Genomic DNA, 25,192 nt, shown 5'->3' with positions numbered 1-25,192 from the left:
CCGATGGGCAAACCGACAGGATTCATCGAATACGAACGGGAGACGGCGGCGGAGCGTCCGCCCCTCCAGCGGGTGAAAGACTGGAAGGAATTCTCGGTCAAGCTCCCGATCGAGACATTGCAGACGCAAGGCGCTCGCTGTATGGACTGCGGCATCCCTTTCTGCCATACGGGCAAGCTAATCGCCGGCATGGCGTCGGGCTGTCCGGTGAACAATCTCATCCCCGAGTGGAACGACCTCGTCTACCGCGGCTTATGGCGGGAAGCGCTCGACCGGCTGCACAAGACGAACAACTTCCCCGAGTTCACCGGCCGGGTATGTCCGGCGCCGTGCGAAGGCTCTTGCACCGTGGGGCTGAACGGCTCGGCCGTGACGATCAAGCAGATCGAGAAGGTGATCGTCGACCGAGGCTTCGACGAAGGCTGGATCGTGCCGGAGCAGCCTGCGGTGCGGACGGGCAAGAAGGTGGCCGTCGTCGGGTCCGGCCCGTCGGGGCTTGCCTGCGCGGCGCAGCTCAACAAAGCCGGGCATACGGTGACCGTCTTCGAAAGGGCCGATCGCATCGGCGGCTTGCTCATGTACGGGATTCCGAACATGAAGCTCGACAAAGCGACCGTCCAGCGGCGGGTTGATCTGTTGGCCGCCGAAGGTGTAACGTTTCTAACTGGCGTGGAAGTGGGAGTGAATTATGAAGCGGCGCGGCTCAAGACGGAGTTCGATGCGGTCGTGCTGTGCGGCGGGGCGACGAAGGCGCGGGATCTTCCGATCGAGGGACGCGAGCTGAAGGGCATCTATCCGGCGATGGAATTCCTGCGCCGGAATACGAAGAGCCTGCTCGACTCGAATCATGAGGACGGCGACTTCATCTCGGCGGCCGGGAAGGACGTCATCGTCATCGGGGGCGGCGACACGGGGACGGACTGCGTAGGCACCTCGATGCGCCATGGCTGCGCGAGCGTAACTCAGTTCGAGATTATGGGGAAGCCGCCCGAGAAGCGCGCGGCGAACAATCCGTGGCCGGAATGGCCCAAGGTTTACAAGCTCGATTACGGCCAAGAAGAGGCGGCGGCCGCTTACGGAGATGATCCCCGGGAGTACCTCATTTCGACAAAGCGGTTCGTGGGGGATGAAGAGGGCAACTTGAAAGAGCTGCATACAGTGCGCATCGAGTGGCAGAAGGACGGCCAAGGGAGATTTGCTCCCGTAGAGGTTCCGGGGAGCGAGAAGGTGTACCCGGCTCAGCTCGTGCTATTGGCGATGGGCTTCCTCGGCCCGGAGAAGACGGTGCTGGAGCAGCTCGGCGTCGAGCAGGACGAACGGTCGAACGCCAAGGCCGAATACGGCAAATACGCCACCAACGTGGATGGCGTATTCGCAGCGGGCGATATGCGGCGGGGGCAGAGCTTGGTCGTCTGGGCGATCCACGAGGGCCGGGAAGCGGCCCGGGAATGCGACCGTTACTTAATGGGAGCGTCCAATTTACCGTAGTTCAGGTTTGCGTAACGTTCCGGTCATAAGAGCCAAGCGTTGATTATCCAGATGAACAATACAAGACTGGCGGCGCTCAGCACGAAGAACACGACGGCCGGCCGGACGCGCTGCTGGAACGTGCGCAGGATCCCCATGCTGAGTAAGGAAAGGATGAGCAAAATAAAGATGGCGGATGTGGCAAAAAACTTCGGTTCGATGCCGCCGATGTCTACAAGACCCAAGATCGAGCACCCCTTCTGGTGTGGTTGTCATCGCTTATTATAAGGCATGGCAGGAACGTTGCCAAATCGGAGTTCGATTGCGGCGCAGTCGGCGCCTTTTCCCGTCGAGGAGAGGGCGCCGGTCGCGTCTGATTGGACCGTGCGCTCCCGCCGTCACGGAAAATCGAGGTTGACACCTCCGCCGCATAGGGGTATGTTATCGGTATCACAGTACATTTTATAAAGCGAGGTTGCCATTATGAGACTGACAGACAAAATTTGCCTCATCACCGGATCGGGCTCCGGCATCGGGCAAAGCTCCGCCCTCCTGTTCGCGAGCGAAGGCGCGACGGTGATCGTGAACGATCTGGATGCCTCCAAGGGCGCGGAAACGGTGGAGCAAATCCGGGCTGCCGGCGGCAAGGCCGAGTTCATCCGTGCCGACGTGACGAATCCGGCCGAAGTGGACGCGATGGTGAAGCAAACGATCGAGAGCTTCGGACGAATCGACGTCTTGTTCAACAACGCCGGCATCAGCGGGGTCGGTGCCCTGCACGAGGTCGAGCCCGACGCATGGGACCGCGTCATGAACATCAACATTCGCGGCGTGTATATGCCGAGCAAATACGTGCTGCCGCACATGATGGAACGCCGAGCCGGGTCGATCATCAACATGTCCTCCTGCATCGCCGAGATCGGACTCGCCCGTCGGGCTTCGTATGCCGCTACGAAGGGGGCGGTGCTGGCGTTGACAAAGTCGATGCAGGTAGACTACGCTCCGTACGGCATCCGCGTGAACGCGCTGCTCCCGGGCACGATCATGACCCCGTTCGTGGAAAATTACTTGAAGACATCTTACGACGATCCCGAAGCGGCGATCGCTTCGCTCAAGTCGCGCCAGCTTAGCGGCGATCTGGGCCGTCCGGACGACGTGGCGAAGGCCGCTCTGTTCCTCGCTTCGGACGACAGCAAGTTTATGATGGGCTCCCCGCTCTACATCGACGGCGGTGTCGTGTTCGGCAAGAACGCATAATCGGCATTTGGTGTTGTATAGGCGCAGGAATCAGAAGAACCTCTTTCCCGAGCAAGGGAAGGAGGTTCTTTTTGGGTCCGGTAGACATCAACGCCGAGTCAATCCAACGCTTTCGCCGACTGTCGGGTGATCAGCTCGATCGGCAAAATCAGCTTCCTCCAGTCGGTCGCGTTCTTATTCTGGATGCGCTCGAGCAGCAGCTGGGTGCCCAGGAAGCCGAACTGGTAAGCAGGCTGGGCGGCGACGGTCAAGAACGGGACGAGCTGCGAGGCGAGCCCCAGATCGTCGAAGCAGACGATGGACATGTCGTCCGGCACTTGAATCCCGCGGCTCCTCAGCACGCTGATGATGCCGGTCGCCAGGAAATTGTTCGCCGCGAATATCGCCGTAGGGGGCTGCTCCAGCGAGAGCAGCGGATCGAGCAGGCTCGGGTCCTGCACCTGCTTGTACCCAAGCTCGAGCACGAGCCGGTCGTCGAACGGGATGTCGTTCAGCTTCAGCGCCTCCCAGTACCCGGCGAACCGGTGCCGGGCGGTGGAGATCGTGCTGGAGCCGTTGACGAGCGCGATCCGCTTATGCCCGAGGCCGATCAGATGCTCGACGAGCCGGCGCGCGCCTTCCTTGCTCTCCCCGACGATCATGTCGCACTCGATGCCCGGCACCTCCCGGTCGAGCAGCACGAACGGGATATTATGCCGCTTCAGCGCCTGCAGATGCTCGAGAGAGGCGTCGCCCGCAGGCGCCAGCAGCACGCCGTCGACCCGCGTGGACAAGATCATGTCGACGTATTCCTTCTCCTTCTGCAGACTCTCGTCGCTGTTGCCGAACAGCAGCTTGTAGCCGAGCTGCATCGCGGCGTCCTCCGCCCCGCGGGCGAGCGTCGTATAGAACGGGTTCGTAATATCGGCGATGAGGAGGGAGAGCATCTTCGTCTCCTGCTTGACGAGACTGCGCGCCGTGGAATTCGGTACGTAGTTCAGCTCCTCCATAATTTGCTTCACCTTGCTGCGCGTCTTGTCGCTGATGCGGCCGGAGTTATTGATAACCCTTGAGACCGTCATCGCCGACACGTTCGCTTTTTTGGCGACATCATAGATCGTAACCATACAACCGTCCTCTGCTTATTGAAATCTTCATAAATCTATCTTAACGATTCTGACCATTGACAGCAACAAAAAAGGGGGGTATGGTTATGTTATCGGTAACGCTTCGGATTATGTTTAGCTGAATCGTTGCATACAAATGAACTAATACGATGGGTGGGGGAATGGCAAATGGCAGCACCTATTCAGTCCGGTGCCGATGCGCTCGTCATGGATGGCAAAGATCATGTGGCAACAGCCATTCGAGACTTGCAGGCAGGGACGACCGTTACGTGCATGAAGCAGGGCGAGCTGTTCCGGCTCGAAGTTGCGGAAGCGATTCCATTCGGTCATAAGATCGCGATCCTGCCGATTCCCGCCGGGACGTCCGTACGCAAGTACGGAGAAGTGATCGGCCGGGCGACGGTGGACATCGCTCAAGGCGCGCATGTACACGTACACAATGTCGAGGGCATTCGCGGACGCGGCGACGTGAAAGCGGCCGAGCACGTATCCGGCAAGGGAGGGAATCCGGCATGAAGACGTTTCAAGGCTATCGCCGGCCGAACGGCGACGTAGGCATCCGCAATCATCTGCTGATCATTCCGACGGTTATTTGTTCCAATCAGGTCGTAAACCGCATTTCGCAGCTCGTTCCGGATACGGTGGCCATTCCGCATCAGCACGGCTGCTCCCAGATCGGGGCCGACAAGGAGCGGACATTCGAAGTTTTGGCTGGGACGGGTAAGAACCCGAACGTAGGCGGCGTCCTCATCGTCAGCCTCGGCTGCGAGGTGATCGATCCGGTCGCGCTGGGCGAAGCGATCCGCGTAACCGGCAAGCCTGTCGAAGTGTTCGACATTCAATCGGTCGGCGGTTCGGTGAAGGCGATCCAGCACGGCGTCGAGCTCGCCCGCCGCATGCGCGCGCTGCTGGACCAGGAGGAGAAGACGGCGATCCCGCTCAGCGAGCTGAAGGTAGGCGTGAAGTGCGGCGGATCCGACGCTACCTCGGGGCTGGCATCGAACCCGGCGCTCGGCGCCGCGGCCGATTCCCTCATCTCCGAAGGCGGCGGCATCGTCATCGGGGAGACGACGGAGATCATCGGGGCGGAGCATGTGCTCGCAGAGCGCTGCCGGACGCCGGAGGTGTCGGAGCGGCTGTATTCGATCGTCGAGCGGTTCGAGAAGGAGGTCGAGCGGATGGGGGCCGACATGCGCGGCGGCAATCCGAGTCCCGGCAACATCGCCGGCGGCTTGACGACGATCGAAGAGAAGTCGCTCGGCTGCATCAGCAAATGCGGTACCGCGCCGATCGAAGGCATCGTCGAGTACGCGGAGCACATTCCGCGCGGCGGCCTGTACTTCATGGACTCGCCCGGCAACGACATCGAATGCGTATCCGGCATGGCGGCCGGCGGCGCGCATATCGTGTGCTTCACGACGGGGCGGGGAACGCCCACAGGTGCTGCCGTCGTCCCGGTTATCAAGATTACGGGCAATAAGAAAATGTACGAGCGGATGACGGACAACATGGACGTCGACGTAAGCGATTTGCTGGAGGGCACGCTCAGCATGGAAGCGGCGGGAGACCGCATTTGGCAGGAAATCCAGGAAGTGGCGGCCGGCAAGCTGACGAAGGCCGAGGTGCTGGGCCATAACGAGTTCAGCATTAACCGGATCGGGCCTAGCCTATAACCCACATTTCCAATCGAAGAGAGGGCATCCAGATGAAAAGATTGCAAAATCGCATCGCACTTGTAACGGGGGGAAGCCGCGGAATCGGGGAAGCGATCGTGCTGCGGCTCGCGGAGGAAGGCGCCGATGTGGCGATCAACTTCACGTCGACCAGCTCGCGGGTGCTCGCGGAAGCGGTGAAATCCCAGGTAGAAGCGCTAGGTCAGCGAGCGATCGTCGTCCAAGCGGACGTTGGCAAGAAAAGCGACGTGCTCCTCATGTTCGATCAGGTGGAAGCCGAACTCGGGCCTATCGACATTCTCGTGAACAATGCCGGCATCGCGCCGTTCGAATCGTTCCTGAAAGTAACCGAAGAGACATGGGACCGCACATACAACACGAACGTAAAGTCGATCTTCCTTTGCTCGCAGCGGGCCGCCGAAGGGATGGTCAAACGGGCTTACGGCAAAATCGTCAATGTGCTCTCAACCGCCAGCCTCGTCGTCACGAGCCCGGTTATCCCGCATTATCAATCGTCCAAAGCGGCGGCCCATATGCTGACCAAAGGGATGGCGATCGAACTCGGGAAGTTCAATGTCAACGTGAACGCGGTAGGTCCGAGCACGGTCGATACGGACATGTGCACGGATTATTTGGCCGACGAATCGATTCGCCGGAAGGAAGTGGAAGCGAACCCGATGAAGCGCCTGGGGACGGCTCGCCAGATCGGCGATGCGGTCGTCTTCCTCGCCTCCGAGGAAGCGATGCAGGTGAACGGCCATCTGCTGATGGTCGACGGCGGGTTGACCGTCAAGGCCGCGCAGCCGGACGATCATCTCGAGCGATAAGGGAGCGGGACTCCGATGCTGAAGAAAATTCCGAAGCTGCTCCCCCCGGAGCTCGTCAAAATCATGATGGAGATGGGCCACGGCGACGAGCTGATCCTGGCCGATGCGCATTTCCCGGCGGCGAGCCATGCGCAGCGGCTGATCCGCTGTGACGGACACCCGATCCCCCAGCTGCTGGAGGCGGTGCTGGAGCTGTATCCGCTGGACGGCTATGTGGAGGCGCCGGTCGCCCTCATGCAGGTGGTGGAAGGGGATGCGGTCAACCCGGTCATCTGGGACGTCTACCAAAACGTGCTGCAGCAGTCCGGCAACCCGGTTCAGCTCGAGTATGTCGAGCGGTTTGCCTTTTACGAGCGGGCAAAGCGGGCGTATGCCATCGTAGCCAGCGGCGAAACGTCCCAATATGCCAATCTCATATTGAAGAAGGGACTCGTTCTGTAAGTCCATGAAGCCTTTCGCCGGCTAAGAAGTTAGCGGGTGGAGAGGCTTTTTTTTCTGCACAAAAAAGGAATGGTCTGGATAAAGAGCGAATCTTTGGAGGAGGGTATTCGATTCGGCAAAAGCCGATCCCACCATAAAGGAGGAATCCCGATGAATCGTACAGGCCTAAATAAATTGTTCCATATGCAAATTCCCGTCCCCAAGTTGGCGGACGCAATTGAGTGGTACGTAGATCACTTGGGGTTTGTGCTGACCGGGAAAACCGACGGCGTTCACGCTTTTCTCGAGCTGCCGGACGGGCCGATGCTCATGCTGTGGGAGACGAAGGACGCGACGTCGGCGAATTTTACCGTGAACGGTGTGACTTTCCCGGTGCTGCTGTACCAGACGGAAGAGATTCATGCCCTGCATAGGCGACTGGCCGACCTGGGCGTCACGATTCCATTTTTTCAAGACGAAGGCTTCGGTTGGGTTCTGAAATTTTATGACCCGTTCGGTAATATGTGGGGCGTCATTCAGGAGCATCCGGCGGCTCACTAAGAGGAGGCGAAACCGCTATGTATGTCCATTCCGAATTGAGGCATAAACCTAAGTTTCAAGCGATCGGCGTCCGTTGGGTGCGGGGCGATGCGGTCAAGCTGGATGAAGTTACCCGAATGTTCCAGGAACGGAAGGCGGAGATCGGACTAGGAGCCAAGCTAGTCAATCCGGACAAGCGGCTCGGCATCTCGATCCATCATGGGGAGCTGTTCCTCGTCTACTACATGGCGATGGAAGTGAAGAACATTCAGTCGGTGCCGGAGGGCATGGTCGCGTTCACGATGTCGGCGCATCACTATGCGGTCCATACGTATGAAGGCTCGACCGATGCGTTCTGGAAGGAGGACAGCGACTATTACTCGCGGGGCAATCAGTGGATGAAGGAGCAGGGGTATGAGGCGTTGATTTCCAAAGGAGTCCCTTGGTTCGAGGAGTTCGATCAACCTGAATTCGCCCCCGGACAAATCGTGCGCTTGCAGTCGAACGTACCGGTCTATAAGCTCGTACCGGGATTTGATTGACCCATGGAAAAACCATGCTTTCCTTCCTAATAAGCCAAAGCATGGTTTTATTTTATCTTTATTCCGCCGCTCCCGCTTCCTTCACCACTTCGGCGAACAGCTCCAGCGACCGGAGGCGCGCCTGATGATCATAAATGGAGGAGGTCGCGATCAGCTCATCCGCTTGGGTCAAGGTGAGGATCTCGTCCAACCTGCGGCGGATCGTCGCTTTGCCGCCGACCAGCGCGAAACTGAGTTGGCGCTGCACCATCGCCTTCTCATGCTCGGTCCAATACTCGTCCATGTTCCGTACCGGAGGACTCATCATGCCGCTTCTTCCCCGGATGATGTTCAGGAACTGCAGCTGCATCGAGGTAGAGAGATAGTAGGCCTCCTCGTCCGTCTCGGCGGCGAAGACATTGACCGCTACCATGGCGTGCGGATTCTCCAGCGTGTCCGACGGCCGGAACCCGCTGCGGTACAGCTCGAGCGCGGGCAGCAAGTAGTCCGGCGCGAAGTGGCTCGCGAAAGCGAACGGCAGGCCGAGCTGGCCGGCGAGCTGGGCGCTGAAGCCGCTTGAGCCGAGCAACCAGATCGGGATGTCCAGCCCCTCGCCGGGTATCGCCCTAACGCCCAGCGGCCGATTGCCGAGCGCGGGGTTCAAGTAGCCGCGCAGCTCGGCGAGCAGCTCGGGGAAGTCGTCGCCGCTTGACGCCAGGCCGCGGCGCAGCGCCCGGGCGGCGAGCTGGTCGGAACCCGGCGCCCGGCCGAGACCGAGGTCGATGCGGCCGGGATGGAGCGATTCGAGCGTGCCGAATTGCTCGGCGATCATAAGCGGCGCGTGGTTCGGGAGCATGATGCCCCCGGAGCCGACGCGAATCGTCGAAGTACCCGCCGCTACGTGGCCGATGACGACCGAAGTCGCCGCGCTGGCGACGCCCGGCATGTTGTGATGCTCGGCGAGCCAGAACCGGCGGTAGCCCCAACGCTCCGCATGCTGGGCCAGATCGAGCGTGTTCCGGAACGATTGCGCCGCCGTACTGCCCTGCGTAATCATAGCCAGATCGAGCACCGAGATGGGGATATGGCGGTTGGTGGCTTCATGAGGGTGAGCTTCATTCATCGGATTCGTCCTCCTAAGAAATCCCTTAGCCGGGATGTAAATGGTTCAATCGTGACAACGTACAGGCACATGCTCCAGGAACAGCTGTACGAATCGTTTCACAGCCGGAGAGCATTCCTTGAACGAAGGGCAGGCGAGACCTAGCTCTCTCCAGAAGGGGGGATCGAGCTTCCGAATTTGCACGTTCGGCAGCGCGTCCGGAAGCGCCAAATCCGCCAGGATCGCGACGCCGAGCCCTTCCTCGATCATTTTCAGAATCGTGCTCGTGTGCAAGAACTGGTAATCGAAGCTGGGCTGGACGCCTGCCTGCTGGAATAGGCTCAGAATAGGCGCTTCGTACCCTTTTTGAATAATAAACGGCAATCGGTCCAGACACGTGACGGGAACCGCACTCTTGTCGCACAAGGGGTGATCGTGAGGGAGCACGACGACCATCTCGTTAGCCGTCAGCTGCTGAACCTCGAACTCCTCGTTCGGCAGCACCACGATCCCGATGTCGACTACACGGGAGGCGATCCACTCCTCCACTTCCTCATAAGTCCCTTCCAACAATACGAGCTCCACCTTAGGGTGCTTCCGGCGGAACGTGCCGATTATGCCCGGCAAGTAATGAGCCGATACGCTCGGGAAGCTGCCGATGCGCACGGTCCCGTCCTCCAGCCCTCGTCCCGCGCGGGCTTCCTGTTCGATATGCTCGAACCGGCACATGATCTCCCGCGCATGGACGAGAATCCGCTTGCCGGCGTCCGTCAGCGCGAGACCGGTACGGCGGTCGCGGATAAGGAGCTTCAGACCGAGCTCGCTCTCGAGTCCGGAGATCGCATGGCTGACCGCGGGCTGCGTCATGTTGAGCGCCTGGGCGGCCTTCGTGAAGCTGCCCAGTTCGGCGGCTTTGACGAAGACGATAAGCTGTGTAATGGTCATAACCGATTCCTTATATCCTCTATAATTAAGATTCATTTTCCTTATGGTAATTCGAAGTGTATCATAAGGTCACACGCATGACAAGGAGTGACTCTTGTGGGTACATCGAACCGCGTTCAATCTACTTGGCTGCTAATCGGCCTTATCCTTATATGGGGCGTGAACTGGCCGATCTCCAAGCTCGCTCTCACATACGCGCCCCCGATCCTATTCTCAGGCGTACGAACCATTGTGGGCGGGCTGCTGCTGCTGATCGTCGCACTCCCGAGGTACAAGAAGCTGAGGCTTCGCGAGACATGGTACATCTATTTGATCTCCTCGGTGGTCAATATCATCCTATACTATGGTCTCCAAACGGTCGGCCTTACGTACTTGCCTTCCGGTTTATTCTCAGCCATTGTCTTCCTGCAGCCGGTGCTCGTCGGGGTGTTCGCGTGGATGTGGCTCAGCGAGCCGATGTTCGGGCTGAAGCTCTTCGGCCTATTCGTCGGGTTCGCGGGCGTGGGGGTTATCAGCATCGGAGGCTTATCGGCCCATATCTCGTTTGTCGGGATCCTGCTGGCGCTCGGTTCGGCGCTTAGCTGGGCGCTTGGGACCATTTATGTGAAAAAAATCGGCACTCTCGTTGACCCGATCTGGCTCGTGACGATGCAACTGATCATCGGAGGTCTGTTCATGTCAGGGCTCGGCACGGAAGTGGAGAGTTGGTCCAGCATCGTCTGGAGCCCGACCTTCGTCGCCTGCCTGCTGTTCATCTCCATCTTCGTGATCGCCCTCGGCTGGCTCGTGTTCTACAAGCTGATCGGATCGGGAGAAGCGAGCAAGGTTGCGGCTTACACGTTCTTAATTCCCGTCGTCGCCATCGTGACCGGCATCCTCTTCCTGCATGAACCGTTTACGCTGTCTTTGCTGGGCGGGCTGTTGCTGATCATCCTCAGCATCCTGTGCGTGAACCGCAAGCCGAAGCGGCTGGCCATGAGCGCATCGATTCCGAGGCCGGCGAAATAACGATCGTTACAAGTACCTCTGGACGAAATGGGTCCGGAGGTTTTTTTGTATGCTTGCCCGATCTTAGATCGAACGCGCGTCATCCTCATAATTTTTCCCGGAAGTTGCCATAATACGGTTTAGCATGTCGATAGCTGACAATATTCCATAGTAAGGAGATGCTGACCGATGGCAATGAAAAAATGGGCGCTGGCGCTCACGATGGCGGCCGTGCTCGTATCCGGAGGCTGCGCCAAAAAGCCGACCGAGGGAGGGCCTGGCGCTACGGCGACGCCGGCTCCGACGGCGGGTACGAACCAGGGTGCAGGAGGAGCCGCCGGCGGCGGAGCCGGGGCTAACTTCAAGTTCGGCATGGTGACCGACGTGGGCGGCGTAAACGACAAATCGTTCAACCAGGCGGCGTGGGAAGGGTTGCAAAAGCTCCAGAAGGACACCGGCGCGAGTGTGAAATATTTGCAAAGCAAATCGGATGCGGAATATGCAACGAACTTGACGCAGTTCGTCAGGGACAACTATTCGCTCTCCTGGGGCATCGGCTTCCTGCTCGGAGACGCGATCAAGACAGTGGCGACGCAGAATCCGAACGCCAAGCTGGCGATCGTCGATAACGTGGTCGATGCGCCGAACGTGGCGTCGGTCGTTTTTGCCGAGAACGAAGGCTCGTACTTGGTCGGCGTAGTGGCAGGGTTGTCCACGAAATCCAACAAAGTCGGCTTCGTAGGCGGCATTGAGTCGCCGCTCATCAAGCGGTTCGAGGCGGGCTTCCGCGAAGGCGTCAAAGCGGTCAACCCGAATGCGACGATCTCCGTGAACTACACGGGCGCGTTCGACAAGCCGGATCTGGGCAAGACGACCGCGGCGACACTGTACAACAGCGGTGTGGACATTATCTTCCACGCGTCCGGCGGTACGGGCAACGGCGTCTTTAATGAAGCGAAGGACCGCAACCGCGCCGGAGGTAAGAAAGTATGGGTTATCGGCGTGGACCGTGACCAATCGCTCGAATTCGGCGACGACGTGACGCTCACGTCGATGGTGAAGCGCGTCGATCTGGCCGTGGAGCGCATCTCCAAGGAAGTCATCGACGGCACGTTCAAGGCGGGGACGACGACCTCACTGGGCTTGAAGGACGATGCGGTGGGAATCCCGGACACATCGAAGAAGAACGTATCGGCCGATATTCTGGCCAAGGTCGAGGAGTACAAGAAGAAGATCGTGAGCGGGGAGATCAAAGTCCCGACCCAGTAACCGGCGGGATCCTGCCCGAAGAGCACATTACGACGAGACGGAAAGGGTGATTCGATGGACGCTGCAGCCACGGTTGTGGAGCTCCGGCACATTACGAAACGGTTCCCCGGTATTGTAGCGAACGATTCGATTTCCTTGACGCTCCTGAAGGGCGAGATTCACGCATTGCTGGGGGAGAATGGAGCGGGCAAGTCGACGCTCATGAACATTCTGTTCGGGCTGTACCAGCCGGACGAGGGGCAAATCCTCATTCACAACCGGGAGGTCGCGATCGACAGCCCGAACCGGGCGATCGAGCTCGGCATCGGCATGGTGCATCAGCATTTCAAGCTGGTGCAGCCGTTCACCGTGACGGAGAACATCATCCTGGGCATGGAGCCGAAGGCGGGAGTCACGATCAACTATCGCGCGGCTGCCGCTCAAGTGGCGGAGCTGTCCCGCCGGTACGGCTTGAAGGTTGATCCGGATTCCAGGGTAGACCGCATCTCCGTCGGTATGCAGCAGCGGGTAGAAATTCTGAAAGTGCTGTACCGGGGCGCGGACATTCTCATTTTCGACGAACCGACCGCGGTGCTGACACCCCAGGAAATTGCCGAGCTGATGGCAATCCTGCGTAATTTGGCGGCCGAGGGCAAGTCGATCATCCTCATTACCCATAAGCTGAAGGAAATAATGGAGATCGCGGATCGGGTGACGATCATTCGGCGAGGCAAGATCATCGATACGGTTCGGAAGGTCGAGACCAATCCCAACATGCTGGCGGAGAAAATGGTCGGGCGGGGCGTGAGCTTCAAGGTCAGCAAGACGAAGGCCCAGCCGGGGGAACCGGTGCTGAAAGTGAGCGGCCTGCGCACCGCAGGAGGCCGAGGCGCCTCGGCGCTCAAGGATATGAGCTTCGAGGTGCGGGCTGGAGAAATACTCGGCATCGCCGGGGTGGACGGCAACGGCCAGAAGGAGCTGATCGAGGCGCTCACCGGACTCGGGTCTGTCGAGAGCGGCTCGATCAAGCTGCGGGGTGCGGAGCTCACAGGCCGCTCCCCCCGGACGATCTCGGAGGCGGGCATCTCTCATATCCCGGAAGACCGCCACAAGCACGGGCTCGTGCTCGATTTCGGCATGAACGAGAACATGGTGCTGAGCACGTATTTTCGCCCGATCTATACGCGGGGTCCGCTGCTCAACTACGAGACGATCGACAAGCACGCGGCCAAGCTGATCGAGGAGTTCGACGTCCGGACGCCGTCGATCTATACGAAAGGGCGTGCCCTGTCCGGCGGCAACCAGCAGAAGGCGATCATCGCGCGCGAGATCGACAAAAACCCGGATCTGCTGCTGGCCGTGCAGCCTACTCGCGGGCTCGATGTCGGCGCGATCGAGTTCGTGCACCGGCGGCTGATCGAGCAGCGAAACCAGGGCAAGGCCGTGCTGCTCGTCTCGTTCGAGATGGACGAAATCTTGAACGTGTCCGACCGGATCGCCGTTATCTACGACGGCCGGCTGATCGGGATCGTCGATCCGGACGAGACGAACGACCGCGAGCTCGGGTTAATGATGGCCGGTACGGCGATACACGGCGACGACACGGGGAGGGGGGCCTAGATGAATAGGCTTATTCGCATCATGACGGCCGATTCCGCGCTTGTCCCGCTGGCGGCCATTCTCATGGGGCTCGTGCTTGGCGCGCTCGTCATGCTGGTCGGGGGCTACAATCCGCTCACTGCCTACTGGGCGCTTCTGACCAAAGTGTTCGGCAGCCGCTATAACCTCGGCGAGACGATCCGCGAGATCATCCCGCTCATGCTGACCGGTCTTGCCGTGGCCTTCGCGTTCCGCACGGGGCTGTTCAATATCGGCGGGGAAGGCCAATTTATGATCGGGGCGACGTTCGCCACGCTGGTCGGTGTCAAGTTGACCGGACTGCCGTGGATCCTTCATGCCCCGCTCGCCACCCTGGTCGGCGCTCTGCTCGGCGGCGTATGGGGCGGAATCGCCGGATATTTGAAGGCGAAGCGCGGAGTGAACGAAGTGATCACGACGATTATGCTGAACTGGATCGCTTTGTACTTAAGCAGCTATATCGTGGAAAATTTCATGCTGCAGCCCGGCCAGCAGCGCTCCCTGCCGATCCAGGCCAGCGCATCGCTGAGCATAGGCTGGCTGTCGGCCCTGTTCGACAATGCGCGGCTGCATTGGGGGATCGTGCTTGCGCCTCTTGCGGCGGTTGCGTTTTATTTTCTCTTGTGGAAGACCCGTCAAGGCTATGAGCTGAGAGCCGTCGGCCACAATGCGGAAGCCGCCCGCTACGCGGGGATGAACGTGAACCGGAACATCGTGAAGGCGATGTTCATCGGCGGCGTGTTCGCCGGGCTAGCCGGCGTGTTCGAGGTGCTCGGCGTGTTCCACTATCAGGTGAAGGCGGCTTCGTCCCCTGGATACGGCTTCGACGGAATCGCCGTCGCGCTGCTCGGGATGAATCACCCGCTCGGCGTCGTGCTCGCCGCCTGTCTGTTCGGGATGCTGACATATGGCTCGACCGGCATGAGCTTCGCCGCCGACGTCCCGCCGGAGATCATCCGCGTCGTGATCGGTTCGGTCATTTTCTTCGTGGCGGCCCAAGGCATCGTGCGGATCGTGCTGGCCCCGTTGCGGCGGAAAGGGAAGGGAACAGCGAATGGGAACACTTGAGACGCTCGGCCAGCTCGTCAACATCACGCTCGTCTATTCGACCGCCCTCATCTTCGCTGCGCTCGGCGGCATTTTCTCGGAGCGTTCCGGCATCGTGAACATCGGGCTCGAAGGGCTGATGACGGCAGGTGCGTTCGGCTCAGCCATTACCGTCTTCTACTTGGAGCAAGCCGGCGTGGGTGCGGTGTCCCCCTGGGTGGGCCTTCTGGCCTCCATCGCTGCAGGGCTCGTCTTTGCTTGGATCCATGCGGTCGCTACGATTACGTTCAAGGCCGATCAGGTCGTAAGCGGCGTCGTCATTAACTTCCTCGCGGCCGGGCTGACGTTGTTCCTCGTGAAGCTGCTGTTCGCGGGAGCGGGTCAGACGGATACGCTGAATGAAGTGTTCGGCAAGTGGGACATCCTTGGGCTGAGCGGCATCCCTTTCCTCGGACAAGCGCTGTTCTACGCTTACCCGACGACTTACATCGCCTTGCTGTGCGTTCTGCTGACCGCGTTCGTGCTGTACAAGACTCCGTTCGGCTTGCGGCTGCGTGCGGTGGGCGAGCATCCGAGCACAGCCGATACGGTGGGCGTGAAGGTGAGGCGGATGCGCTACATCGGGGTGCTGCTTAGCGGAGCGCTGGCCGGTCTCGGCGGTGCGACGATTACGCTGACGACGACGAGCAGCTTTTCGCACAACACGATCTCGGGACAAGGGTTCATCGCGCTCGCCGCCATGATCTTCGGCAAGTGGAATCCGGCCGGCGCGCTTGGAGCCGCCTTGTTCTTCGGTTTCGCGCAAGCGCTGCGGGTGTTCCTGCAGCAATATCCGGAGGCCCAGAACATCCCGTCCGAATTCTTTTATATGCTGCCGTATTTCTTGACCATTCTCGTACTGGCCGGAACGGTCGGCCGAGCCTATCCGCCGGCGGCTCTCGGCGAGCCTTACGATCCTTCCAAGCGATAAGCGGCGGATTCACGCGCGATCAATTAGAGGTTGTTCCTCCCGCCCATTTGTACTATGCTAGAACTATGGATTCACAAGGTCCGGCTACGGGAGGAACGGCTTCATGGGCACCCTGCTATTCGAATACAAGAATCAGAAGGTCGAAGGCTATCCTTTCAAATTTATTCGCTACAGTCAGCAGAACTTGAGACAACCTATGCACATGCACGACTACGTGCAGATCGCGTATGTCATGAAGGGTGTGTGCAGCCACCAGTTCCGAGGCAAGACGCTTACGGTCGGCAAAGGGGACGTGTTTATCATTCCGCCCGGCATCGAGCACAGCTTGAACGCCTTCGACGGCAAGGAGTTCGAGATCGTGCTCGTCGACTTCATGCCTTATCTCGTCCAGGAGGAGCTGCACTCGTTCGCGGATTCGTACGTCTGGAACATGATCCTCCAGGAGCAGGAGGAAGGCGCTTCCGAGCTGCTGCCCTGGCTGCACATCTCCAAGGACAAGCAACCGCTCGTAGAGCAGCTGCTGTTCGACATTCAGGACGAATTCGAGCATCGGGAGCACGGCTATGAAGTCTCAACTCGCATCAGCCTCGTGAAGCTGCTCATTCTGATCGAGCGGGAGTCGCGCAAGTTCACGGTGAAGCGCCAACCGGGCAACCCGATCCGGCTTATGGAGCGGCCGTTCGGCGGCGTCATCCAGTACATCTGCGACAACTACAGCCTGGACATCCCGCTTGAGAAGGCCGCGGAGCTCGCCGGGATGACGCCGGCGTACTTCAGCCACGCGTTCAAGAAAGAGACGGGCCAGACGTTCGTCGATTTCGTGCACGAAGTGCGGATCGAGCGGGCGATGGAGCTCATTCGGCAAAACGTGCATACGATGACCCAAGTGTGCTTCCAGGTGGGGTTCCGGCATTTGAGCCATTTTATCCGCACGTTCAAGAAACGGACCGGACTGACCCCGACCGAGTACAAAAAGACGTTTGCCCCCAGCGAAAAATAAAGCAATCGGCTAACAAAAATAGTGCAAGAGGAAAAGACGGCCTCAAGGTATAGTTACCTTGTAGCCGTCTTTTTTGGCATTTTCCGCAATCATCCTATTGAAAAGAGGAACATATCGCATGAGCGCAAAAACGATCAAAGTAGGCATTATCGGACAAGGCCGCAGCGGCCGCAACATCCACGCGCACGGTCTCGTTCGGCTGAAGGACAAATTTACGATTACGGCGGTAGCCGACGGATTGGAAGATCGCCGCAAGCGCGCGGTGGAGGAGTTCGGCTGCAACGCTTACGCGACATGGCAGGAAATGGTCGAGAACGAGCAGCTCGATCTGGTAGTGAACGCTTCGCCTAGCGATCTCCACTTCCCGATCTCGCTGGAGCTGTTGAAACGCGGCATCAACGTCCTGTGCGAGAAGCCGCTCGCGAAAACCCCGGAGGAAGTGGACCAGCTGATCGCCGCTCAAAAGTCGGGCGCGCGTCTGTCCGTGTTCCAGCAATCCCGCTATATGCCGGCTTTCCTCAAAATGCGTGAGATCATCGAATCGGGCGTCCTGGGCCGCATCGTCCAAGTCGACTTCACGAGCAACGGCTTCGCCCGCCGCTGGGACTGGCAGACGCTGCAGAGCAACAACGGCGGCAACCTGCTGAACACCGGTCCGCATCCGGTCGACCAAGCGCTGCAGCTGTTCGGCACCGACCTCATGCCGCAGGTGACTTGCATCATGGACCGCGCTAACACGTTCGGCGATGCCGAAGATTATGTGAAGATCATCCTTCGCGGCCCGGGCCGTCCGACGATCGACTTGGAGATCTCGTCCTGCTCGGTCTATCCGAGAGCGCAATTCACGATTCAAGGTACGAACGGAGGTTTGACGGGCAATTCGAGCAAACTGACTTGGAAGTACTTCAAGCCGGATGAAGCGCCGAAGCAAGAGCTGATCACCCAGCCGCTCGTCGACAAGAACGGCAACCCGGCGTACTGCAGCGAGCAATTGACCTGGTATGAGGACAACTGGGAAAATGTAGCTCCGGAGGGGATGAACGCGTTCGAAGTGATGACGAACACCCTCTACAAGAAGCTGTACGCTACGATGACGGAAGGCGCGGCGCCGGAAATTACGCCGGAGCAAATCCGCCAGCAGATGGCGGTTATGCAAGAGTGCCGTCGCCAAAACCCGCATATTTATACGACGGCCTAAGTCGGGATATAGAGCCTGTGAGAACCTTCGGAGCGATTGCTTCGGAGGTTTCTTTTGCTTTTGTGCCGCGCACGAGAGTGACTTTTTTACTTTGGAGCCTCGGCGTCGGCCGATTTCCGCGCTCTAGAGTAACTTTATTACTTTAGAGCCTCGCCGTCCGTCGGTTTCCGCGCTCTAGAGTAACGTCCTTTCATTGCAACTGGGACGGTTTCCGGTATACTGAAAATTAGTAGAAAGATGAACTAGAGGAGGCGAACGGGATGGACCAAGCGTTATTCGAAGCTGTAAAGCGTAAAGAGTTGGAGGCCGTGCGGTCGCTTTGCGAAGAGCGCCCCGAGCTGGTCAACCGGCGGGATGCCCAAGGGAACAGCCCGATTCTGCTCGCGGCTTATTATGGGGCACGGGACATCGTGGCCTACTTGCTGGAGAAGGGGGCGCTGCTGAATCTATACGAGGCATGCGCGCTCGGCAAGCTGGAGACGGTGCGCAGCCTGGTGCAGCAAAAGCCGGAGCTGCTGAACAGCTACGCGCACGACGGGTTCACGCCGATCGGGCTCGCGGCGTTCTTCGGGCACGAGGACGTGGCCCGGCTGCTCCTCAAGCTCGGGGCCGACGTGAAGACGGCCTCGTACAACACGATGCGCGTGACGCCGCTGCACAGCGCAGCCGCGACCCGGCAGCTCGCGATCGCGGAGCTGCTGCTGCAGCACGGCGCGAACGTGAACGCGCGCCAGCAATCGGAATGGACCCCGCTGCACAGCGCGGTCCACAACAAGCAAGCCGCGATGGTGCGGCTGCTGCTCGAGCACGGCGCGGATCCGCTCGCGGCCAACGACCGCGGCCTGACGCCGCGGGGGATGGCGCAGGACAGCGGCGACGCCGAGCTCATCGCGCTGCTCGGCTGACGGTGCGATGCATCGCTGCCCGGCACAGGTACTAATAGGCGGTTCGAGAATTGCCGTTATTCAGGCAAGCTCCAATCGATCTCTTCGCTGCCGATTTCCCGCAAGTACCGATTGATCGCCGAGAACGGGCGGCTGCCGAAGAACCCGCGGTGCGCCGACAACGGACTCGGGTGCGGGGACTGGATGATAAAGTGGCGGTTCGTATCGATCATTTGCCGCTTCTGGCCGGCGTGGCTCCCCCACAGGACGAAGATGACCGGCTGGACCCGCTCGTTCAAGAGCGCGATGATCCGGTCGGTGAACGTCTCCCAGCCTTTGCCCTTATGCGAATTGGGCAGGCTCTCCCGCACGGTCAGCACGGTGTTCAGCAGGAGCACGCCTTGCCGCGCCCATCCCAGCAGATGGCCGTGACGCGGAATCGGCACGCCCAAGTCACTGTGCAGCTCCTTGAACATGTTCTGCAGCGAGGGTGGGGCCGGGACACCTGGCTGGACTGAAAAGCTCAGTCCATGAGCTTGTCCAGGGCCGTGATAGGGATCCTGCCCGAGAATGACGACCTTGGTCGCCTCATAGCCAGTCGTATGCAGTGCATTGAAAATATGGTACATGTCCGGGAACACCGACGCGGTGCGGTATTCGTCCGCCAAAAAATGGCGAAGCTGTTGGTAGTAGGGCTTGGCGAATTCCGGCTCCAAGAGCGGTGCCCAATCGTTGTTCAGCACGGCAGCCATAATGGGTAAAGTCCTCCTGTTTTTTAGGGGCAATGTCCCTATCATTCTATCATATTCGAATGCGAGAGAGGAGAGTGGCACATGGCGCAACAACAAGCAGCGTGGGAGGAATGGATTCGCAATCCGGTCATCCGCGGCTGGTTCGGACGGGCATTCGGCCATCCGACGGACGTGCAGCTAAGGGCCTGGCCGGCGATTCAAGACGGTCAAGCGGTCCTGATCGCCGCTCCGACCGGCTCCGGCAAGACGCTCGCGGGCATGCTGCCCTGCCTCGATCGCATCGTCGAAGCGAAGCTTCGTGACGGAGGGGACACCGGACACACCGGACACACCGGACACACCGGACACACGGGTCGCCGCGGGGTCAGGCTGCTCTATATTACGCCGCTCAAGGCGCTGAACAATGACATCCACCACCACTTGTTCGGGTTCGTGGCGGAGATGGAGGCGTATGCGCGGGAGCAGGCGCTGCCCTGGCCAGGGCTAACCGTCGGCATCCGGACGGGCGACACGACGCAGAGCACGCGGGCGTCGATGATCAAGCATCCGCCGGACGTGCTCGTCACGACGCCGGAGTCGTTGTACCTGCTCCTCGGCTCGGAGAAGGCGAGGGCCATGCTGCAGACGGTAGAGCAAGTCATCGTCGACGAGATTCACCAGCTAGCCGCCGACAAGCGCGGGCTGCACCTGTCCGTCACGCTCGAGCGGCTGAACGCGTGGTGCGGGTGGGAGCTGCAGCGGATCGGCGTCTCGGCGACGATCCAGCCGCTGGAGCGGGTCGCGGCGTTCCTCGTCGGGTACGACGAGGCCGGACACGAGCGGCCTTCGGTGATCGTTCGCAGCCGAATGGACAAACAGTTCGAGCTCAGCGTGGCCATTCCGGAGTCGACACGGCGGCGCCGGAGCGGTAATGATGAGGCCGTCTGGGGGCCACTCCTCGACCTGCTCACCGCCAAGATGGAAGGTGCGCGCTCGGTGCTCATCTTCGTGAACAACCGGCGGCTGTGCGAGCGGATCACCCTGCGGCTGAACGACCACGTCGGCTACGAGATGGCGCGCTCGCACCACGGCAGCGTCTCGCGCGAGAAGCGGCTCGACGTAGAGCGCGCGCTGAAGGCCGGCGAGCTGCGCTGCCTCGTGGCGACCGCCTCGCTCGAGCTCGGCATCGACGTCGGCCACATCGATCTGGTGCTCCAGATCGATTCGCCGCAGAGCGCGGCCGCAGGCATCCAGCGCATCGGGCGCGCAGGCCACAGCGTGGGCGACGTGAGCCGCGGCGTCATCGTCGCCCGCGAGCCGGGCGCGCTCGCCGAGTGCGCGCTGCTCGCCCGCGACATCGCCGCCCGCGCGATCGAGGACATCCGCATCCCCGAGGGGGATGGGGATGTCCTCGCGCAGCAGCTCGTGGCGATGGCCGCCGCGGGCCCGGTTGCCGCGGAGCGCGCGTATGCGCTGCTGCGGCGCAGCTACGGCTACCGGGCGCTCACCCGGTCACGCCTCGCGGGCTTGCTGCAAGTGCTGTCGGGGTACTACCCGTTCAGCAAGCCGCTTTTGGACTGGGAGCGGACCGACAGCGGAAGCGCAAAGCAAGCGCAGTACGCGGAGGCGGAACTCACCGGCACGCTCGCCGCACGCAGCAATACGAAGATGGCCGCCATCCTGGGCGCCGGGACGATCCCGCAGAGCACAGCGTATACGGTGTACCATCATGAATCGCGCGTGCAGCTCGGCGAGCTGGACGAGGAATTCATTCACGAGAGCCGGGTCGGGGACGTGTTCATGCTCGGCACCTCCTCGTGGATGATCCAGTCGATCCAGAATGACCGCGTGACGGTGAGGGAGGCGACGAACGAATTCAGCGAAATTCCGTTTTGGCGCGGAGAGGGGACCGGACGGTCCATCGAGGTGTCCCGGAGAATCGGGGCGATGATCGGGGAGCTGCTCGAACGGAAGCCTTCGGAGGAGGATGAGCCGGACGAATCGGCGGATACGGCGGATGCAACCCCGCTCCCCGCCGAGGCGGTTGAATGGCTCATGGCGAACTACGCCATGGAAGCTTCGGCGGCCGAGCAGCTCGTCTCGCTCGTACGGCGACAACGCCGCGCGTGCGGCGTGCCGACCGATCGGCATATCGTGATCGAGCAATACAAGGACGATGCGGGGCATGTGCATCTCGTCATCCACAGCCTGCTCGGGCGCAGGGTCAACCGTACGTGGCAGCTCGTGCTGCAGCGGGTGCTGGATCAGGCGCTGCCCTATCGGTTCTTTTCTTATGTGAAAGAAAACGGCATCGAATTCGTGTTCCCCGAATGGGACAGCAGCTGGACCGAGCTCATCCTCGGCGTGACCGCCGAGAAGGTCGAGCCGTTGCTGCGCGAGTCGATCGCCGGCTCGCCGCTGTTCGGCGCAGCGTTCCGGCGGCTCGCCGAGACGTCTCTGCTGCTCGCGCGGAACTATGGCCGCACGCCCCTCTGGGTGAAGCGGCTGCGCAGCGAGGCGCTGCTGCGCGACGCGTTGCCGTTCGCGGATGAGTTCCCGCTCATCCGGGAAGCGATGGACGTCTGCCTGGAGGACATGCTGGACTCCGGCTCGCTCATGCAGACGCTGGAAGGCATCGCGTCCGGGGCCATTCATGTGTCGGTGCATCGGAGCATGGCGCCTTCCCCCTATGCTATGCAATTCCTCTTCGAATTCACGAACCAGCAAATCTACGAGTCCGATGCGCTGGCCAAGGACATTCAGCTGCAGCTGATGGCGATCAACAAGGACGCCGCGGTCCGTGCGTTCGGCACGACGGCGATGAAGCAGCTGATCGAGACGCTGGACCCGCAAGGAACGGGCGAATGGACGGATAACGTACCTCAGGCGGTGGAGGATGCCGCCGATCTATACAAAGTGCTCAAGCAGCGGGGAGACAGCACGGAGGACGAGCTGAGGAAGCTCGTCGGCGAAGACCGGGCATCCAGCATCAATCCCTGGATCGGCGAGCTGCAGGCGAAGGACCGGGTGAAGCAAATCGGGCTCGCGGGCGAAGAACGCTGGATCTGCGCGGATGAAGCGGCCACGTACGCAGCGTTCCCGCAAGACCCCCAGTCCGTCCGGTTCATCGTAGGCCGCTACGTCGATCGCCAGCTCTACGTGACGGAAGAGCAGCTGGAACAGCGGTTCGGGCTGCCGGACAAGGACGCCGAGCGGCTGCTGGCGCGATGGGCGGAGGAAGGGCTTGTTGAGCGCTCACCCTTCGCGGACGAGGGCGAGGCGTTATGGACGAGCAGCAAAGCGGCGGAGCAGATGGTCCGGCTGTCGGCGCGCGAGCTTCGGCGCCAGGCCGAACCCGTCGAGGTGTCGCGGCTCAGCGAGCGGATCCTGAAGCTGCAGCTCATCCAGTACGATGACGCCGACGCTTATGCTTCGCTCGCCCCAACCGACAAGCTGCGAGGCGTTATTGAGAAGCTGCAAGGCTTGTACTTGCCCTTGTCCCACTGGGAGACGATCCTATTCCCAACTCGGCTGCCCGACTATCGGAAGGAGACGCTGGATCAGCTGTGTGCCCTGGGGGAAGTCATCTGGCTGGGACGCAAGGCGGAAGGGGACAAGGAAGGGAAAATCGCGTTTTTCCTGACGGAGTCCAAAAGCTTGTACCGACCTTTCCTGAATCGGACGCCACCGGAACGGCCGGAATCGCTTGCTTTGGTTGAGCGGCTCCGGGAGAAAGGCGCGAGCTTCCTGACCGCCTTAAGCCGGGATACCGGGCTCTTGCCGTCGGAGCTGCTGGAGGAGCTCGTACGGCTGGCGTGGGACGGGTACGTCTCGAACGACCAGTTCGCGCCCATGCGTCTGCACGGGGCATCCGGCGGCAGCAAGCCGGCCGCCCGAACAAGCGCGAGAACGGGCAGCTCTCGAAGCAGCGCCAAGTTCCAATCGGGCTTAGGCCGATGGTATTTGCTAGAGACGTTGGATGTGCAGACGCCGGAGAACGGACGTGACGATACCATCTCCGATCCGGCCCCAACCCCGCCAACCGACACCGTGTTAACAGGTTGGATCCAACATTTGATGAACAGCTACGGGCTGTTCACGAAGATCATGCTGGCCGACCGGCTGGACGTGGCGCCCGACCGGCTGAACGAGCCGATCCGGCAGCTCGAGACATGGGGCTTGCTGACGCGCGGCTTGTGGGTACGCGGGGTTCGGGAGCTGCAATATTCCACGCCACCGGATGTGGAAGCGCTGCGGCAGCCCCTCCCGGCGACGGGCGGAGAGACGCCGTGGGTCGTGCTGAGCGCCGTCGATCCGGCGAATCCGCACGGACTGCTCGTGCCATGGCCGGAGGTCGCCGAGTCGGAGTCCGGCCAGGGGACGGCCCCGGCGTTCGCGAGAAGAGCCGGCCACTTCGTCGTTCTTAGACTTGGCCGGCCGATCCTCTGGATCGAAAATAACGGCCGAAGAATATACGAGTTAACTCCAGAGTCCGCCCCTGCTGCGGACAGAAGTAAGGACGCGGTCTATCTCCGTTCCATGCAAGCCATGATCCGGGCCTTGTTCCGGCTAAGCGGCATCCGCAAACTGGTGGTCGATACGTGGAACGGCGTGCCGATTGCCGATTCGGATGCCGCCCGGTTGTTCGAGCGGCTGGGGGCGGAACGGGACCGAGGTTCCGCGGTCATCTGGCTGAGCTCGCTAAACGGGAACGGCGCGTCAGTACAGGCCTCCCGGACAAGATCCTAGCAACATATCTACCCCTGTTCCCTCAATCGATGGCGCTGGCGAAAGGCTCTCGGGCTTACGCCGGCGCCTTTTTTGAAAAACCGCGAGAACGAAAACAAATCCTTGAACCCCAGCGACTCCGCCACCTCCGCAATGACGCTCTCGCTGTACAGCAGCAGCTCCTTCGCTTTGTCGAGCCGCGTCCGGTCGATAAACGATTTCAGACTCTCTCCGCTAGCCGTACGGAATTGAGCCGACAGATAGCCTCGCGTGTAGCCCATCTCCTCCGCCAGCTGCCCAATGCTGACCGGACGTCCTCCCTGCTCTCGCACCCGATCCGTTACGCTTCTGACAAGGGGGTGCTCGGAGCCGGTCTCCTGAACCGCTTCCCGCTCAGCCAAATGCCGGCATAACGCCTGGAGCAGCCCTTCCACGAACATCTTCTCCGCCCTGGTCAGGACAGGCTCCGAGACGATCGTCTCCATCAAGGACATCCATTTCTCGTTCAGCCGGGAGCGCGGCAGCCGATGAACCTTCGGTTCGGGCACCGCCCTAGGCTCGCATTCGAATTTGATCGTGATCCAAGCGCAGTCCAGCTTTTCATACAGAAAAGCATGGTCCGTTCCCGGCGGAATGAGCAGCATATCGCCCTCTTGCAGCACATCCTGCCCGCTGTCGAGCCACACGCCGATCGGACCGCCCAAGGCGAGCTCCAACTGCCAGAACGGGTGAGCGTGAACGGGAATTCGGCCAGTATCGGATTTGCGCATTTTTTCCAGAATGAGCAGGTTCACGGCGTTCATGAGACGATCAGCTCCTAAAGGATGAGTGTACAAAAAGATAAGTTTATCTCGCATTCTGCCATTCGTCCGGGCAGTAGGGAGTGGTACAGTTAGGCTGATT

At 60.6% G+C, this 25,192-nt stretch carries 23 protein-coding genes; 17 read left to right on the top strand and 6 right to left on the bottom strand.

Annotation, left to right across the window (positions count from 1 at the left end):
• Nucleotides 1-3 precede the first annotated feature (3 nt).
• On the top strand, nt 4-1,488 hold the full coding sequence (locus ACI5FR_RS21955) for a glutamate synthase subunit beta (protein ID WP_405458289.1): 1,485 nt from the start codon (nt 4-6) through the stop codon (nt 1,486-1,488).
• A 23-nt stretch (nt 1,489-1,511) separates the two neighbouring features.
• Here ACI5FR_RS21955 and ACI5FR_RS21950 read toward each other — a convergent pair whose 3' ends face one another.
• Nucleotides 1,512-1,712: a hypothetical protein gene (locus ACI5FR_RS21950; protein WP_405458288.1), complete on the bottom strand. Its 201-nt coding sequence runs from the start codon at nt 1,710-1,712 to the stop codon at nt 1,512-1,514.
• A 238-nt stretch (nt 1,713-1,950) separates the two neighbouring features.
• Between ACI5FR_RS21950 and ACI5FR_RS21945 the strand changes: the two genes are divergently transcribed.
• Nucleotides 1,951-2,724 (top strand): SDR family NAD(P)-dependent oxidoreductase, encoded by a 774-nt coding sequence (locus ACI5FR_RS21945; RefSeq protein ID WP_405458286.1) that lies wholly within the window; start codon nt 1,951-1,953, stop codon nt 2,722-2,724.
• A 98-nt stretch (nt 2,725-2,822) separates the two neighbouring features.
• Here the strand turns inward: ACI5FR_RS21945 and ACI5FR_RS21940 are convergent, their stop codons facing one another.
• A complete protein-coding gene (locus ACI5FR_RS21940; RefSeq protein ID WP_405458283.1) occupies nt 2,823-3,830 on the bottom strand; it encodes a LacI family DNA-binding transcriptional regulator in 1,008 nt (335 codons plus the stop codon).
• A 168-nt stretch (nt 3,831-3,998) separates the two neighbouring features.
• Between ACI5FR_RS21940 and ACI5FR_RS21935 the strand changes: the two genes are divergently transcribed.
• The 6 genes from ACI5FR_RS21935 (at nt 3,999) to ACI5FR_RS21910 (ending at nt 7,832) form a co-directional block, all read left to right on the top strand.
• Nucleotides 3,999-4,346 carry a UxaA family hydrolase gene (locus ACI5FR_RS21935; RefSeq protein WP_405458281.1) on the top strand — a complete coding sequence of 116 codons (348 nt, stop codon included), beginning with the start codon at nt 3,999-4,001 and terminating at the stop codon, nt 4,344-4,346.
• Nucleotides 4,343-5,503 carry a UxaA family hydrolase gene (locus ACI5FR_RS21930; RefSeq protein ID WP_405458279.1) on the top strand — a complete coding sequence of 387 codons (1,161 nt, stop codon included), beginning with the start codon at nt 4,343-4,345 and terminating at the stop codon, nt 5,501-5,503. The genes ACI5FR_RS21935 and ACI5FR_RS21930 overlap by 4 nt, the downstream gene beginning before the upstream one ends.
• A 32-nt stretch (nt 5,504-5,535) precedes the next feature.
• Entirely contained in the window at nt 5,536-6,330 is a 795-nt protein-coding gene (locus ACI5FR_RS21925) for an SDR family NAD(P)-dependent oxidoreductase (RefSeq protein WP_405458276.1), read from the top strand.
• A 15-nt stretch (nt 6,331-6,345) separates the two neighbouring features.
• Nucleotides 6,346-6,771: an L-fucose mutarotase gene (fucU, locus tag ACI5FR_RS21920; RefSeq protein WP_405458275.1), complete on the top strand. Its 426-nt coding sequence runs from the start codon at nt 6,346-6,348 to the stop codon at nt 6,769-6,771.
• A 150-nt stretch (nt 6,772-6,921) separates the two neighbouring features.
• Nucleotides 6,922-7,311: a VOC family protein gene (locus ACI5FR_RS21915; protein WP_405458273.1), complete on the top strand. Its 390-nt coding sequence runs from the start codon at nt 6,922-6,924 to the stop codon at nt 7,309-7,311.
• Nucleotides 7,312-7,328: 17 nt separating this feature from the next.
• The gene (locus ACI5FR_RS21910; RefSeq protein ID WP_405458272.1) at nt 7,329-7,832 is read left to right on the top strand and encodes a GyrI-like domain-containing protein; all 504 of its coding nucleotides are present in this window, start codon (nt 7,329-7,331) and stop codon (nt 7,830-7,832) included.
• A 58-nt stretch (nt 7,833-7,890) separates the two neighbouring features.
• On the opposite strand, the gene ACI5FR_RS21905 is transcribed toward ACI5FR_RS21910, so the two are convergent.
• Both ACI5FR_RS21905 and ACI5FR_RS21900 read right to left on the bottom strand, forming a co-directional pair.
• Complete coding sequence (locus ACI5FR_RS21905; RefSeq protein ID WP_405458271.1) at nt 7,891-8,934, bottom strand: LLM class flavin-dependent oxidoreductase; 1,044 nt, start codon at nt 8,932-8,934, stop codon at nt 7,891-7,893.
• A 45-nt stretch (nt 8,935-8,979) separates the two neighbouring features.
• Entirely contained in the window at nt 8,980-9,858 is an 879-nt protein-coding gene (locus ACI5FR_RS21900; protein WP_405458269.1) for a LysR family transcriptional regulator, read from the bottom strand.
• Nucleotides 9,859-9,954: 96 nt separating this feature from the next.
• On the opposite strand from ACI5FR_RS21900, the gene ACI5FR_RS21895 reads away from it, so the two are divergent.
• From ACI5FR_RS21895 to ACI5FR_RS21860, 8 genes are all read left to right on the top strand, one after another.
• Nucleotides 9,955-10,866, top strand: a complete 912-nt coding sequence (locus tag ACI5FR_RS21895; protein WP_405458267.1) for a DMT family transporter — start codon at nt 9,955-9,957, stop codon at nt 10,864-10,866.
• Between the two features lie 174 nt (nt 10,867-11,040).
• Nucleotides 11,041-12,114: a BMP family lipoprotein gene (locus ACI5FR_RS21890; protein WP_405458376.1), complete on the top strand. Its 1,074-nt coding sequence runs from the start codon at nt 11,041-11,043 to the stop codon at nt 12,112-12,114.
• Between the two features lie 54 nt (nt 12,115-12,168).
• Nucleotides 12,169-13,713, top strand: coding sequence for an ABC transporter ATP-binding protein (locus ACI5FR_RS21885; RefSeq protein WP_405458265.1), 1,545 nt, complete (start codon nt 12,169-12,171; stop codon nt 13,711-13,713).
• Complete coding sequence (locus ACI5FR_RS21880) at nt 13,714-14,799, top strand: ABC transporter permease (protein ID WP_405458263.1); 1,086 nt, start codon at nt 13,714-13,716, stop codon at nt 14,797-14,799.
• Nucleotides 14,786-15,748, top strand: a complete 963-nt coding sequence (locus tag ACI5FR_RS21875) for an ABC transporter permease (protein ID WP_405458261.1) — start codon at nt 14,786-14,788, stop codon at nt 15,746-15,748. Before ACI5FR_RS21880 ends, ACI5FR_RS21875 begins: the two co-directional genes overlap by 14 nt.
• Nucleotides 15,749-15,851: 103 nt before the next feature.
• Entirely contained in the window at nt 15,852-16,748 is an 897-nt protein-coding gene (locus ACI5FR_RS21870) for an AraC family transcriptional regulator (protein WP_405458259.1), read from the top strand.
• Between the two features lie 118 nt (nt 16,749-16,866).
• The gene (locus tag ACI5FR_RS21865) at nt 16,867-17,946 is read left to right on the top strand and encodes a Gfo/Idh/MocA family protein (protein ID WP_405458258.1); all 1,080 of its coding nucleotides are present in this window, start codon (nt 16,867-16,869) and stop codon (nt 17,944-17,946) included.
• Between the two features lie 260 nt (nt 17,947-18,206).
• Entirely contained in the window at nt 18,207-18,851 is a 645-nt protein-coding gene (locus tag ACI5FR_RS21860; protein WP_405458257.1) for an ankyrin repeat domain-containing protein, read from the top strand.
• 56 nt (nt 18,852-18,907) lie between these two features.
• Here ACI5FR_RS21860 and ACI5FR_RS21855 read toward each other — a convergent pair whose 3' ends face one another.
• On the bottom strand, nt 18,908-19,582 hold the full coding sequence (locus ACI5FR_RS21855; RefSeq protein ID WP_405458255.1) for a uracil-DNA glycosylase: 675 nt from the start codon (nt 19,580-19,582) through the stop codon (nt 18,908-18,910).
• 81 nt (nt 19,583-19,663) lie between these two features.
• Between ACI5FR_RS21855 and ACI5FR_RS21850 the strand changes: the two genes are divergently transcribed.
• Complete coding sequence (locus ACI5FR_RS21850; RefSeq protein ID WP_405458253.1) at nt 19,664-24,310, top strand: DEAD/DEAH box helicase; 4,647 nt, start codon at nt 19,664-19,666, stop codon at nt 24,308-24,310.
• Nucleotides 24,311-24,318: 8 nt separating this feature from the next.
• Here the strand turns inward: ACI5FR_RS21850 and ACI5FR_RS21845 are convergent, their stop codons facing one another.
• On the bottom strand, nt 24,319-25,092 hold the full coding sequence (locus ACI5FR_RS21845; protein WP_405458251.1) for a helix-turn-helix transcriptional regulator: 774 nt from the start codon (nt 25,090-25,092) through the stop codon (nt 24,319-24,321).
• Nucleotides 25,093-25,192 lie beyond the last annotated feature (100 nt).

This window comes from Paenibacillus sp. HJGM_3 (genome assembly GCF_045062745.1).
Lineage (GTDB): Bacteria > Bacillota > Bacilli > Paenibacillales > NBRC-103111 > Paenibacillus_AA.
The sequence above is the reverse complement of the archived record's forward strand: the minus strand, read 5'-3'. Positions and strand labels throughout refer to the sequence as shown.